This window comes from Wolbachia endosymbiont of Trichogramma pretiosum (assembly GCF_001439985.1).
In the GTDB taxonomy this organism is placed as follows: Bacteria; Pseudomonadota; Alphaproteobacteria; order Rickettsiales; family Anaplasmataceae; genus Wolbachia.
The window spans coordinates 1-13,384 of sequence record NZ_CM003641.1 but is presented as its reverse complement, the minus strand read 5'-3'; the positions used below and the strand labels follow the sequence as shown (position 1 = coordinate 13,384).

The window sequence follows — 13,384 nt, the reverse complement described above, 5'->3', positions numbered from 1 at the left end:
CTTTGGTTCCAAAGCATATAAGTGCTGTAAGAGCTAAGTTGATGGCACTGTTGTGCCATCAAACTCTGGAATCTTACTCGACACTAATCTGAGAAGATAGATGTACTACCGATGTAGCATTGCTGAGCAAAGATTCTATTTCTGATGTAGATCCGGAATGCTCAAGTTAAGCTTGTTCAGGAAGGTTTTTTATCGCTTTTTCAATATCGTAGCTACCTTCCCTATTTTTCTATGCTATACAAAGCATCCTAATCCTGCAAAAGCTACTTCTAGCACTCCACCCAATATACCACCAGCAATCCCTGCTATTCCTATATATTGTCCTCCATTTATTTCAGGTAATTTAGACCCTTCCACATCTGTGCTATTAAATATAGAATGATCTAACACTTCTTGTGAATTACTATCAAAACGGGAAACACTACTTATATCTTCAGGAGTAATTCCATAACTAGCATTTGATTCTTCTATTTCATTTATTACGTCATTAATCTCTTTAGTAGTTACTTTGCTTGATGCAAAATTGAATTCTTGTTTTGTTAAAGAAGCTGATTCGATAGTTACATCTTCCTGCATCTGATAATCAATTTCTTCAGTAGTAGATTCTCTCAATTGGCTATTTTTATCAGTTCTTTCTTTTATCTTTTTTGAACTATCCTTACCCAATTCATCTACAAGGTTTTTTAGATATATTTTCTTAAATTCTCTATAATTATATTCTTTACCTTTTTCTATTTCTCCACTCTTAAGACCTAAAATAATTCCATCTATTGTCGATTCACGAATTGCTTGAGGAATGTCTACTGAATTTACTATTCCTGTAACCAAACCTATCTCAGCTGATCTAGAAGATATAGAGAGGTCTTTTACTGTTAAATTCTCTCCTTTAATTAAAAATTCTACTCTCCTATTTTGTTTTATACTTTCCAAGCAAGATACAATTCCAACTGTTGGACCATTCATCTCCTACTTATTTGTTGTTTCTCTTTTTCGCATGCTATTCTTAGTGTTTTGGAATTTTTTTTTTGGCATTTCACACTTCTTAAATTAATTAACAAAAGTATTATTTGAATTAACAAATACTTCTCTATGTTAGTGGATAAAATACTTAAACCTATATCTTTTTATTAATATTTTTATATAAAAGTTACTTTTATTATACTAAGTAATGTATATATTAGTATTCAGATTGATAAATTGATTTTACTTCTATTACAACTTATTATGCATAGATAACCTCAGTAAAAACGATGAAGCTAAACGAAATTAGAGAAAGATTTATAAAATTTTTTGTAAATAATAATCATGAGCAAGTCCCTTCTTCTCCTTTAATTCCAGAGCATGATCCAACACTCATGTTTACAAATGCTGGTATGGTACAGTTCAAAAACATCTTTACCGGCACGCAAAAAACTGAAATGAAACGTGCAGTCTCAAGTCAAAAGTGTCTCAGAGCAGGTGGTAAACACAATGATCTTGAAAATGTTGGCTATACATCTCGGCATCACACATTTTTTGAAATGCTAGGAAATTTTAGCTTTGGTGATTACTTTAAAGAAACTGCGATAGAATTTGCGTGGAAATTTATTACTGAAGAATTGTCTCTTGATAAAAACAGACTATCCATAACTGTTTACCACACTGATGATGAAGCATATGAAATTTGGCGTAAGATAAGTGGATTTTCAGATAATAAAATCATAAGAATTACAACAGATGATAACTTTTGGAGCATGGGCAATACTGGTCCATGTGGACCATGTTCTGAGATCTTTTACGATCATGCAAATCCTGATTTGCATGAAGACGACAGAATTGTTGAAATTTGGAACCTGGTGTTCATGGAATTTAATAAAGATGAAGAAGGTGATTTACAAAAATTACCAAAAAAATGCATCGATACCGGAATGGGTCTTGAAAGAATAGTAGCTGTTATGCAAAACGTTCATGATAACTATGATATTGACCTATTTTCTGCTCTGGTAGGTAAATCACAAGAGTACTGTGGAAATACGGAAAATAAAGTAGCTCATAAGATTATCGCAGATCACCTTCGTGCAGCTGCATTTCTCATCGCAGAAGGAGTACTTCCTGGAAATGAAGGAAGAAATTATGTACTACGCAGATTGATCAGGAGAGCAGTACGTTATATCCACCTATTTGGATATAATGATTCTCTATTGAACCTTGTTTTTCCTGCACTCATAGATGGCAAAAGTTTGGCTTATATGGGAGATGCTTATCCAGAGCTAATCAGAGCGAAAAGCTTAATAGAAACAACGTTAAAATCAGAGGAAGAAAACTTTAAAGACACTTTAATGAAAGGCATTAATCTCTTGGACAAATTCACTGCAGATTTAAAATCAGGTGACACTCTATCTGGAGAATCAGCATTCAAACTATATGACACTTATGGATTTCCTTTGGATATCACACTTGATATTTTGAAAGAAAGGAAAATAAATTTTGACCAAAAAGGTTTTGATAATGCAATGAAAGAGCAAAAAGAAAGAGCACGTGCTAATTGGACTGGATCTGGTGAAAAGTCTGTTGAACAAGTATGGTTTAATTTAATCGATCAGTTTGGCAAAACAGAATTTGTTGGTTATGAACATGATGAAGTAAAAGATGCAACAGTACTAGCAATAATTTCCTCTAAAAATGAAGTAATTGATTCTGCAAAAGAAGGAGAAAAGATAACTATTATACTTGATAAAACACCTTTTTATGGAGAGTCAGGTGGACAAGTGGGAGATGTTGGAAATCTTATACAGTCTGATGGAAGTATGGTAACAGTCGAAAATACCAACAAGATTAATGACTTGTATTTGCACAGGTGCGTAGGCTCAATTTGTAAAGGTAACACAGTTACAGCTAGTATTAACAAAAAAAGAAGACAAGACTTAAGAAGAAATCATTCAGCTACACATCTTCTACACTTTGCACTCAGAAAAATCTTAGGTGATCACGTTACTCAAAAAGGTTCTCTAGTCGCACCAAATAGACTAAGATTTGACTTTAGTCACAATAAGCCAGTCACTCAGGATCAGCTGTCTTTAGTAGAAGATACAGTAAACTCTCTAATCAGAGAAAATCTTTCTACGTCCACAAAAGCTCAAGGTATGGATGAGGCAATAGACGAAGGAGCGATAGCCTTATTTGGTGAAAAATATGGTGATAATGTTAGGGTTGTAAAGATTGGAGATTCAAAAGAACTATGTGGTGGTACACACGTAGAGCGTACCGGAGAAATTGGTTTGTTTAAGATAGCAGCAGAATGTTCCGTTGCATCTCGAGTGAGAAGAATTGAAGCTTTAACCGGTCAAGAAGCAATTAATTATGTACGCAATAACGAAATTAGCTTAAAAAAAGTTGCAGAATGCGTAAAAGCACCAGTAAATGAAATAATAAGTCGACTCAGTATTTTAAGCCAGGAGCGCAAAGAATCTGAAGTCAAAATAAAAAATCTTTATAAAAAGCTTATCAGTGTAGAAACTGTAAAAAGCACCGAAATAAATGGAATAAATTTCGTAAGCCACGCTTTCAATAACGTTCCAGGGAGGATAATAAGGGAATTTGCTCTACAGCAACAAAAACCGAAAACTATAATAGCCTTCATGGTAACAGAAAAAGATAAAGCAGTTTTGATTGTCAAAGTAAGTAAAGATTTAACTAATAAGATCAATGCAAAAGAGCTAGTATCTACTGTAACTAGAAGGGATTGCGGTGGAAATGCCGAACTTGCCCAAACAGGCTATGATAACAATAAAATAGATGATGCTATTACAGCAATCCATAGCAAAATAACAGCTTGCAAAAACTAATACACCCTACTACCTTGGTATCTTTTAACCGTGAACGGAATCGTCAAGATATTATGCAAATAGGGGTAGAGAAGACTTAACTGTCAAATGAGCATATCAGGTAATAAGAACTGGATTACAGCTTCATGCTCTGGAATGATATCTAGGTTTAAAGTCTACATAAAAATCATTTACAATCTACGTTCAATATGATAAGTTAAAAACAGTTTATTCCTCGGTAGCTCAGTGGTAGAGCAGTTGGCTGTTAACCAATTGGTCGCTGGTTCGAATCCGGCCCGGGGAGCATTGTTTTATACGATCTGTACATTTCATTTTTAGCCCAGAATTCACTAACTTTTCTCTGTCTGTTAAACAGACAAAACTGTGGAGTTATATGGCTTTAAAACCTTTACTTTCAAAATGCAAAGATGCCTGTACCTCACTCAGCTTACCACCTGATTCTTCCCCTATTTTTCTTTTATTACACCTACTTTGCAGTGAAGGCAGGATATTTTTAGGGAACGTGCTATTAATATAACAATAATTAAAATAATTGAAGTAAGACGCACCAAACTTCCACTCGCCAAAGTCTGTGAACCTATGTAATTAATGCTGTTATCATATACTTTAAATCTAATAAGATTTATAAGATTCCCGCTTGCTAAAATCTTTGCACCTTCTGTACCAACATAACCGCAACTTAGATCAAGTAAAGTAAGATGAGAAAGCTGAGCTAATTCTTTATATAACCTCATAATTAATTTTTTGAACATCGTAAAATAAGTCTTGTAATCTTTGTATTGCTTTTTAAAAAGTTTACTAATCTATCAACATTAACTACAGGACCTGATATTGATAAAGTATTATCCTTTATATATTGGCTATAACTCGTTTGACCTCACTATTAAAGCTATTCAAGTGTTTTAGTAAACACTTCAGCAACTGTCAATCACTTTAATAAAATATTTTATGAAAAAACTCATATACTATTGCCTCTAAACAGCTTTTTTTATCTCCTACTTTAACACAAAAGTTGTGAGAAGAGTTTATTTTTGGTATCATTAGGAGTTTTCGATATCAATTTTTATATGAACTTTAAATCAGTCGTTTTATGTATATTAGATGGCTGGGGTAATGGAATAGAAAATAGTAAATACAACGCTATTAGCAATGCAAATCTCCCTTGCTGGCAATATATTAGCTCTAATTATCCAAAATGTAGTCTATCTGCCTGTGGCACTGATGTTGGATTACCAGATGGTCAAATAGGCAATTCAGAAGTTGGACATATGAATATTGGCAGTGGTAGAGTGGTAATGCAAAGCCTTCAGCGTATCAATCAAGAAATCGAAACGATAGAAAATAATGCAAATCTACAGAATTTGATTAATGATCTAAAAAGTAAGAATTGCATATGCCATATAATGGGATTGATATCAGATGGCGGTGTTCATTCTCATCAAAAGCACATTTCATCTTTAGCAAAAAAAATATCACAGCGCGGAATTAAAGTTGTAATACACGCATTTTTAGATGGCAGAGACACATTTCCAAATTCAGGGAAAGGATGCGTTCAAGAATTTACAGAGAGTATAAAAGACAATGATATAAAAATTGCCACTGTCTCTGGACGTTATTATGCTATGGACCGTGATAGTAGGTGGGAAAGAACAATTGAAGCTTATGAAGCCATCGCATTTGCAAAGGCTCCTCGTTATGAGGATGTAGTATCGCTTATTGATGAAAATTATCAAAATAATATAACAGATGAATTTATCAGGCCCGCAGTAATAGGCGATTATCAAGGTATAAAACCAGAAGATGGATTGCTATTGGCTAACTTTCGTGCTGATCGAATGATACAATTGGCAAGTATTTGTCTTGGTAAAGTAGGATATACTGAAGTGGCAAAATTCTCTTCAATTCTAAGTATTATGCAATATAAAGCGGACTTAAAAATCCCTTATCTCTTTCCTCCTGAATCTTTTACCAACACTTTGGGACAGATAATAGAAGACAATAAATTACGGCAACTGCGCATTGCAGAAACTGAGAAATATGCGCATGTGACTTTCTTTTTTAATTGTGGAAGAGAAGAACCTTTTTCTGGTGAAGAAAGAATACTAATTCCTTCACCAAAAGTTAAAACTTATGATTTGCAGCCTAAAATGTCAGCCTTTGAGCTCACAGAAGAACTTGTAAAAAAAATTCATTCTCAAGAATTTGCGCTGATAGTCGTAAACTATGCTAATCCTGATATGATAGGACACACAGGTGATATAAAAGCAGCTGAGAAAGCAGTACTTGCTGTAGACGATTGCCTTGCAAAAGTGTTGAGTGCTGCTGAAGAAGTTGGTAACACCGCACTCATTATTACAGCAGACCATGGTAATGTGGAATGTATGTTCGATGAAGAAAATAATATACCTCACACAGCTCACACTTTAAATAAAGTGCCATTTATTATATCTTGTGACAATTTAAAACTAAGAGATGGAAAATTATCTGATATTGCTCCTACTATTTTACAGCTACTTAGACTCAAAAAGCCAAATGAAATGACAGGTAGTGCGTTGATTGTATAATTTTTCGCATTACTCTCTATGCACAGCTGTTGTAGTTTGAAACATCGTAAAGGTGTCACTCAAAGTAGTCCCGGCATTATTTCAGTAGCCCCTTCAGTGTAATCGCAGTACCAAGCACCGGGATCCATATTGGTCATTAAGTTGGTAAACACTTTACAACCTTTTTTGTATAAAAGGACTGGATGCCAGTACTTGGCACTGGGATTACACCATCATAAAGGAACTAGTGTTAGCTACTTGAATGATATTAAATAGATATGCTTTAACTTAACCCAACTTTTAAATTTTTCGCTGTTAGTACTAATGACTCATCAAAGAAGTTATTAATATCACCAATACTATCTATATTTTTCACACTAATAGATTGGTCAATTCTTTTAACTAGATTAGATAAAACTTTGTTAGGGCCAACTTCAACAAACCTATTAATGCCATGGCTTGTCGTATATAAAACCATCTCTCTCCATCTTACTCTACTTACAACTTGCTTAGCGAGCAAAGCTCTTATGATCTCTGGATCACTTTCTTCCTTAGCTGTAACGTTTGATACAAAAGGGATCGAAGGGCGAGTTATGTTGATGCTTTTTAAAAATTCCAGAAGTTTTTCATCAGCAGGTTTCATAAAAGATGAATGAAAAGGCCCACTAACTTGTAATTTTATCATTTTCTTGACACTTGAGTTTTTGAATAAATCAGGTAAGATCTCAAGAGCCTCTGCAGTGCCACTCACCACTACCTGCCTACCACCATTATCGTTTGCAATTTCACAATCAATTTGAGCTGATTTTAATATACCTTCTACTTCACTTATTTCTGCTCCAAGTAGAGCAAACATTCCACCTTTGCATTTTAGTGAAGCTTCATGCATTGATTCGCTACGAACTTTTAGCAACTTGACTGCAGACTCAAGCGTCAATGCTCCTGCAGCACATAGAGCTGTATACTCGCCAACTGAGTGCCCACAAACATACTGAACATTGTGAAGAGATTTACCAAGCACATACTCCATAACACGTAGCATTGCAATTGATACTGCCATTATAGCTGGCTGAGCGTTTTCCGTGATGGTTAATTTCTCAATAGGACCATTGAAAATCAAATGAGACAGCTTTCTACCCAATACGTCATCTACTTCATTAAACACTTGCCTTGCAACTGAAAATTCATCATATAAGCTCTTTCCCATTCCTACAAATTGAGAGCCCTGACCAGGAAAAGCAAAAACCATAAAAAATTTTTCGTTCTTCATTGAGAATACTACTTTATTTATTTTTTGTCAATATTTCACAATAATGATTGACCAAATGAACCATATTCACTAGAATCTTAGATGGTAAGAAACTTGTAAGAACAATGGCAGAAATCGATTATCACAAAGTTACTATAGTTATGACAGATGGTCAAGAGTTTGAAACTTATTCCACTTATGGAAAAGAAGGTCAAAAAATAAAGCTTGATAGAGATCCTCTTACTCATCCTGCATGGACTGGAAGTTTAACAAGTGGTTCAGGGGAGAAGGATAGTAAAATAGCTAAGTTTAATGATAAATACGGGAGTCTTTTTTAGTTCCCCCCCTCTTTGTTTAACATGTATAAATATAAAAATGTAGGCTATATTGCTTCTTCGTTACCCAAGACTCAGGAAGTATCTGAACTACTAAAGAAACTCAATTTTATCAATATAGCAGAAGCAGGTAAGCATGAAGTTGATCTGCTGATAGTTGTTGGCGGAGATGGTTTTATGCTACGCACCCTGCACGGCTACGTCATAGGAAATAAAGATAAACATGTGTATGGAATAAATACCGGCAACGTCGGTTTTTTAATGAATAAGTGTTTTAAAGATCCAATTGATCATATAGAACGTTCAGTCCCTACTCAGCTAACTTTACTAAAAATGGAAGCCACAGACATAAGTGGCAAAAAATACCATTACATAGCAGTAAATGAAGTGTATGTCTTTAGAAAAGCAAATCAAATAGTGGAAATGAATATTACCATTAATGATAAGCTAAAAGTAGAAAAATTTAGAGGAGATGGAATTATATTGTCTACCCCAACAGGTAGTACTGCATATAACTTCTCTGCCGGTGGGCCAGTATTACCACTTAATTCAAATTTATTTGCACTTACTTCCATAAATAGTTACCACCCAAGGCATTGGAATGGAGCGCTAATCTCAAATGATACAATAGTGCAAATTGATATCAATGATGTAAAAAATCGTCCAGCACTTGTAGTATCAGATTACAAGGAATTTCACGACATATCGCAGGTAAAAATACAGAAAGATCATGAAAATACAGTCACCCTACTTTTTGACAAAGATTTCCCTTTAAATGAAAGGATCTTTGATCAGCAGTTCTTATACTAATATTTATTCTTAAATAAGTATTTACTATATCTTAATAACTATAGCGTAATCAACATAACATTGTAATTAACTTTGGAGCGAATATGCCTGGATCAGAAAACGTACGAAGCGTCAGAATAACTAAAAAAGATGAAAGAGAAAAAACAAGTCTACCAGAACCAGAACGCATAATAAAAGTACCAAAAACAAATCGTAAAAATGAAATTTTACAACGTACAAGTTCGGCTAGCGAATCAGATTCTTATGAAGAAGAGCAAAAAGCACCGAATGCGAAAAGTCCAGAACCTCTTTATGCATACATAGATAGAAGTAAAAAAACTTCGAGAAAGAGTTTAGATAGTGAAGCAGGTAATACGAACATAAGCAAATCATCTTCTCAAGAGGTAGTATATAGCGAACCTTGTAATATTGGCAAAACATCAGAAACTTTAGAAAAATCAATAAAGGCACATATAACTCCTCCACCACCATATCCAACAGATGGCTCTGAAAAATCTTTGCTTGGAGATAATAAGAAGACAAACAGATTTTTACAGAAAGTAAAGTATACGATGCAAAAGAAGAAAGTTACAATGCCTTTCGTAGGTCTTATTGCGGCATGTTGTATTACGTCAACCATTTTAGCTGTGAATGAAAGAGAATTCATTGGATTCATCGGCAGCATAAATCCTGTTACTATATTTGTCGGGGTATTAGCGTCTTGTTTAGTCTTTGGAATTATATGGGAATTTATGCAAGCAGTACGTACTAAGGAGCACAAGATCACAAAAAGAGATACTCAAGAAGTTTTAGATGAGATATTAGGTACATTAAAGAAAGATGAGAAATGCATCAAATCTTTGGTATTAAAATATAGCAACGGTAATCGTGTTTACTTTACGTTTCACTCTCTTCCAGAAAAAGCAAAAAGTAATCCGAACATCGTAGAATTTACAGGCCAGCCAATCTATTACAAAAGTAAAGTAAATTCATTAATCAATGATAGAATATGGCTTCCTATCTTAGGAACAGTTCTTATTACTGGAAACATAACCTTCCCTTTAGCACTTTATTCAACAGGTGGTTTGAGCAATATAGTAAGTTCATACACAAATCCTACTATTTACTTGCCAAACGTTGCAATTTCAGGCACTCTACTGCTTTTCACTTTAGCTTGCACAATTCATCATTGGAGCAAAACTAATTTTAAAGATTACTTGTTATTAGATACAAAAGATGCTAGTAGTGAAAACCCCAATGAAACAGCTATTAGAACTGTCAAAAAGAGTGAAGAAGAGATTGGTTCAAAATTGTTACAAGTAGTTGCTGAACGATGTGGCCATCCAGATATTACTTATATTATTAATTAAATCTGTCTCGTACTTCTTTTTATCGCTATTCCAGTACTATAACTGCAACGTTTTGAAGATTTACACTTGCTAAGACTTTGCTATTTTGATAGCTTGAGATGATGACGATAAAGGAATTTGTTTATGAAAAAAGGTTTAATATTTATACCTTTAGTAGCGGCTATATTGATAGCCGTTAATTTTTTATATAAAAATAGCGTAATTGATGATTCACAAGTAGTAAACGTTTATTCATCACGCAAAGAAGAATTAGTACATAGTTTGTTTGATGATTTTACAAAAACCACTGGCATCAAGGTACGTTATATCATTGACGATTATTCCCAATTGCTTTCACGTATGGAAAATGGCGGTGAAGCTGATTTGTTTTTAACTGCAGATGCGGTGAATTTGATTTTAGCGAAAAAAAGAGGGCTCTTATCTCGAGTGGATTCAGAGACTCTAAAAAATGCCATACCTGCAAAATTTAGAGATAATGAAGATTATTGGTTCGGTCTAACAAAAAGAGCTAGAATATTGGTTTATAATAAAGAATTAGTAGATCCCAAGGAATTAAGCACCTATGAAGATTTGGCGAATGAAAAATGGAAGGGGAAAATATTAGTACGCTCTTCCACAAGTCCATATAACCGATCGTTGATCGCTTTTATGATTGCAAAAAATGGTTTTGAAAAAACAAAAGAATGGGTGAGTGGAATTGTAAGCAATATGGCAAGAAAACCAAGCGGTGGTGACACAGATCAAATTTATGCTGTAGCCGCTGGTGAAGGCAATGTTGCAATAGTAAATAGCTACTACTTTGCAAGAATCCTTTCATCAGAAAATAAAAAGAATATTACAGAAAAGTTAGGAGCTTTCTTCCCGATTGATGGTACAATGGTGAATATTAGTGGTGCAGCAGTAACAAAAAACGCAAAACATAGAGAAAATGCAATATCTTTATTGGAGTTTTTTGTAAGCAAACAGGCTCAAGAGCTATATGCTAAAAAAAATCAAGAATATCCTATTGTTGAAGGTATTGAAACTTCTGATGTATTAAAATCTTGGGGGAATTATCCACAAAATGATCTACCTATAAGTGAACTTGAAAAGCACCTCTTTGAGGCTGTTATGATAGCAGATGAATGTAAGTGGAAATAAAATTTCATAGCTTCCTTCTACTTTACTTTACAGTTGTATAATTGAAATTAAGAAAGTAGAATAAGCTCAAAAAGAGAGCTATGGACAAGAGAAGAAATTTATTAAATATCTCAGACCTCACAATCGGTGATATAGAAAATATAACTAAATTGGCCAACCAATACCTTGAAGAAAAAGTTAAAAATAGTCATATTCTAAAAAATAAAATAGTCATAAACCTATTCTTTGAAGATTCAACGCGTACGCTCGCATCTTTTGAAATAGCAGCAAAAAACCTTGGAGCAAATGTTATAACTTTACCAATAAAATCTTCTTCTATTAACAAAGGGGAAGATCTAAAAGATATGATAAAAACACTAAATGCAATGAATCCTGACTATATGATAATCAGGCATAGAAGTAGTGGTATCATTAATACACTGGCAAAGTATGTTAACTGCTCGTCAATCAATGCAGGCGATGGAAGTAGTGAACATCCAACTCAAGCTCTTGCAGATTATCTTGTAATTATCAATTATAAAAAGCAAATAAAAAACCTCAAAATCGTGATATGTGGAGATATTTTGCACAGTAGAGTTGCAAGATCAAATATAAGATTGCTAAAAATGTTTGGAGCAAAAATAAGATTAGTTGCACCACCAGCTTTAATGTGTAAGCATTTTTCTGAAGTAGATTCACTTCACTATTCGTTAACTGAAGGTATAAAGGATGCTGATGTAATTATGCTCTTGAGGTTGCAGAAAGAGCGCATGAATAATAATTCTTCAGAAAAAGAATATTTTTATTTGTATGGACTTGATGAACAAAAACTATCGCATGCAAAGCCCGATGCAATTGTTATGCACCCAGGACCAATAAACAGAGGTATTGAGATTAGCAATGATGTAGCAGATTGTGTTATTTTACAGCAAGTAAAGTTTGGATTAGCAACGCGTAAGGCAGTACTGCACTATTTAATTAATGTTTAACCTTAATTAATTTTAAGGAATTTTAGACATAATGATCCTCCTATAAAAAACGATTTAGAAAAGTATAACACACCTGATGACAGAAATTAAGTATGTACTGAAGTAGACTGTACTATATTCTCTTATTAAGAGATTAGTTGAAAAGTCTGCAGAATTGAATAAGGTGAATTTCGAGCTCTAAAATACCCTCTTCTTCACTAGCGATAATCAAACTACCAAATTGTGTCAAGTAATTTATATCCGTTCAGGAGAGTGATAGAATCAGGTAGACGAGAAAAGAAAACTATAGGGTCAATGCGTGACACTAAAGTCCAGAAAATTTAATTTCAAACCAGCACTTCCTCCTTTATCATTCCAGCGCGTGAACAGTTCTTATTATCTGGTCAGTCCTCTGGATCCCAGTATCAAGTACTGGGGTAAAAAGAGAAATGGAATAACATTATGAAGGTATCGTTCCAGCGCGTGACGCTGGAATCGAGAAAAAAACAGTGTCAGCTACTCCAATGAAAATTCAAGGTAAAACCTAAATAAATGGGAAAAATTTTGATATTAAGTCTTTGCAAAATTCTACTCGTATAGAAAAGGTAATACAAATTATTTTTATAAATAAAACCTTAAGGCATTTTTTACTGTAGATTAATCATTTGATTATAGTATCATTCTAATTAAGCCTATGACTGCAATATCTATGAAGAACACTTTATATTTCATACTATTAGTTGCTATATTTTTATCATCCAACTTGTTTGCTGTAGAGCAGTCTGAAGAAAATATAAATCAAGAAGACGTATCGAAAAGCAATACTGATGCTGAAAAAACTTCTCCGCTTCTGAGCGAACTAAAAGAAAGCACAGACTCAACAAATGTAGTCGAAATACCTTCCAGCGAGCCAAAAGAAAGCACAACCCAAAATGTAATCAATGAAGAAGTACCTTCAAGTAATGAAAATATACAAACAAACCTACAGCCTGAAGAAGGGAATAATATAAAAGATACCAAAGCTCTAACAAGTCCTTTATCAGAAGAAAAAAAAGAACCTGAAGAGAAGAAAATCAGTCACAATAATCAAACAAACCTACAGCCTGAAGAGGGGAATAATATAAAAGATACCAAAGCTCTAACAAGTCCTTTATCAGAAGAAAAAAAAGAACCTGAAGAGAAGAAAA

At 33.9% G+C, this 13,384-nt stretch carries 10 protein-coding genes, 1 tRNA gene and 1 pseudogene; 9 read left to right on the top strand and 3 right to left on the bottom strand.

Annotated elements, in window-relative coordinates; genetic code table 11:
• Positions 1-234: 234 nt before the first annotated feature.
• A complete protein-coding gene (locus wTpre_RS00060) occupies positions 235-963 on the bottom strand; it encodes a hypothetical protein (RefSeq protein WP_245609430.1) in 729 nt (242 codons plus the stop codon).
• A gap of 287 nt (positions 964-1,250) precedes the next feature.
• On the opposite strand from wTpre_RS00060, the gene alaS reads away from it, so the two are divergent.
• Together alaS and wTpre_RS00050 are read left to right on the top strand one after the other, a co-directional pair.
• Positions 1,251-3,824 carry an alanine--tRNA ligase gene (alaS, locus tag wTpre_RS00055; RefSeq protein WP_068651080.1) on the top strand — a complete coding sequence of 858 codons (2,574 nt, stop codon included), beginning with the start codon at positions 1,251-1,253 and terminating at the stop codon, positions 3,822-3,824.
• A gap of 211 nt (positions 3,825-4,035) precedes the next feature.
• Positions 4,036-4,107, top strand: a tRNA-Asn gene (locus wTpre_RS00050).
• Between the two features lie 163 nt (positions 4,108-4,270).
• On the opposite strand, the gene wTpre_RS05890 is transcribed toward wTpre_RS00050, so the two are convergent.
• Positions 4,271-4,576: a hypothetical protein gene (locus wTpre_RS05890; protein ID WP_245609429.1), complete on the bottom strand. Its 306-nt coding sequence runs from the start codon at positions 4,574-4,576 to the stop codon at positions 4,271-4,273.
• 315 nt (positions 4,577-4,891) lie between these two features.
• Between wTpre_RS05890 and gpmI the strand changes: the two genes are divergently transcribed.
• The gene (gpmI, locus tag wTpre_RS00040; RefSeq protein ID WP_068651078.1) at positions 4,892-6,388 is read left to right on the top strand and encodes a 2,3-bisphosphoglycerate-independent phosphoglycerate mutase; all 1,497 of its coding nucleotides are present in this window, start codon (positions 4,892-4,894) and stop codon (positions 6,386-6,388) included.
• Positions 6,389-6,650: 262 nt separating this feature from the next.
• On the opposite strand, the gene fabD is transcribed toward gpmI, so the two are convergent.
• Entirely contained in the window at positions 6,651-7,616 is a 966-nt protein-coding gene (gene fabD, locus wTpre_RS00035; RefSeq protein ID WP_179945527.1) for an ACP S-malonyltransferase, read from the bottom strand.
• A gap of 125 nt (positions 7,617-7,741) precedes the next feature.
• On the opposite strand from fabD, the gene rpmE reads away from it, so the two are divergent.
• The 6 genes and pseudogenes from rpmE to wTpre_RS00005 form a co-directional block, all read left to right on the top strand.
• A complete protein-coding gene (rpmE, locus tag wTpre_RS00030; protein WP_068651074.1) occupies positions 7,742-7,954 on the top strand; it encodes a 50S ribosomal protein L31 in 213 nt (70 codons plus the stop codon).
• Between the two features lie 21 nt (positions 7,955-7,975).
• Positions 7,976-8,761, top strand: coding sequence for an NAD kinase (locus tag wTpre_RS00025; RefSeq protein ID WP_068651072.1), 786 nt, complete (start codon positions 7,976-7,978; stop codon positions 8,759-8,761).
• 83 nt (positions 8,762-8,844) lie between these two features.
• On the top strand, positions 8,845-10,110 hold the full coding sequence (locus tag wTpre_RS00020) for a hypothetical protein (RefSeq protein WP_083495745.1): 1,266 nt from the start codon (positions 8,845-8,847) through the stop codon (positions 10,108-10,110).
• A 123-nt stretch (positions 10,111-10,233) separates the two neighbouring features.
• Positions 10,234-11,250: an extracellular solute-binding protein gene (locus tag wTpre_RS00015; protein ID WP_068651071.1), complete on the top strand. Its 1,017-nt coding sequence runs from the start codon at positions 10,234-10,236 to the stop codon at positions 11,248-11,250.
• Between the two features lie 80 nt (positions 11,251-11,330).
• A complete protein-coding gene (locus tag wTpre_RS00010; RefSeq protein WP_068651070.1) occupies positions 11,331-12,218 on the top strand; it encodes an aspartate carbamoyltransferase catalytic subunit in 888 nt (295 codons plus the stop codon).
• Positions 12,219-12,906: 688 nt separating this feature from the next.
• A pseudogene (locus tag wTpre_RS00005) lies at positions 12,907-13,374 on the top strand (ankyrin repeat domain-containing protein); the annotation flags it as partial.
• Positions 13,375-13,384 lie beyond the last annotated feature (10 nt).

Excerpts from the sequence above, each read along its gene's own strand:
- rpmE (WP_068651074.1), top strand. The coding sequence starts at position 7,742 with ATGGCAGAAATCGATTATCACAAAGTTACTATAGTTATGACAGATGGT.
- wTpre_RS00025 (WP_068651072.1), top strand. The coding sequence starts at position 7,976 with ATGTATAAATATAAAAATGTAGGCTATATTGCTTCTTCGTTACCCAAG.
- wTpre_RS00015 (WP_068651071.1), top strand. The coding sequence starts at position 10,234 with ATGAAAAAAGGTTTAATATTTATACCTTTAGTAGCGGCTATATTGATA.
- alaS (WP_068651080.1), top strand. The coding sequence starts at position 1,251 with ATGAAGCTAAACGAAATTAGAGAAAGATTTATAAAATTTTTTGTAAAT.
- wTpre_RS00020 (WP_083495745.1), top strand. The coding sequence starts at position 8,845 with ATGCCTGGATCAGAAAACGTACGAAGCGTCAGAATAACTAAAAAAGAT.
- wTpre_RS05890 (WP_245609429.1), bottom strand. The coding sequence starts at position 4,576 with ATGTTCAAAAAATTAATTATGAGGTTATATAAAGAATTAGCTCAGCTT.
- wTpre_RS00010 (WP_068651070.1), top strand. The coding sequence starts at position 11,331 with ATGGACAAGAGAAGAAATTTATTAAATATCTCAGACCTCACAATCGGT.
- fabD (WP_179945527.1), bottom strand. The coding sequence starts at position 7,616 with ATGGTTTTTGCTTTTCCTGGTCAGGGCTCTCAATTTGTAGGAATGGGA.
- wTpre_RS00060 (WP_245609430.1), bottom strand. The coding sequence starts at position 963 with ATGAATGGTCCAACAGTTGGAATTGTATCTTGCTTGGAAAGTATAAAA.
- gpmI (WP_068651078.1), top strand. The coding sequence starts at position 4,892 with ATGAACTTTAAATCAGTCGTTTTATGTATATTAGATGGCTGGGGTAAT.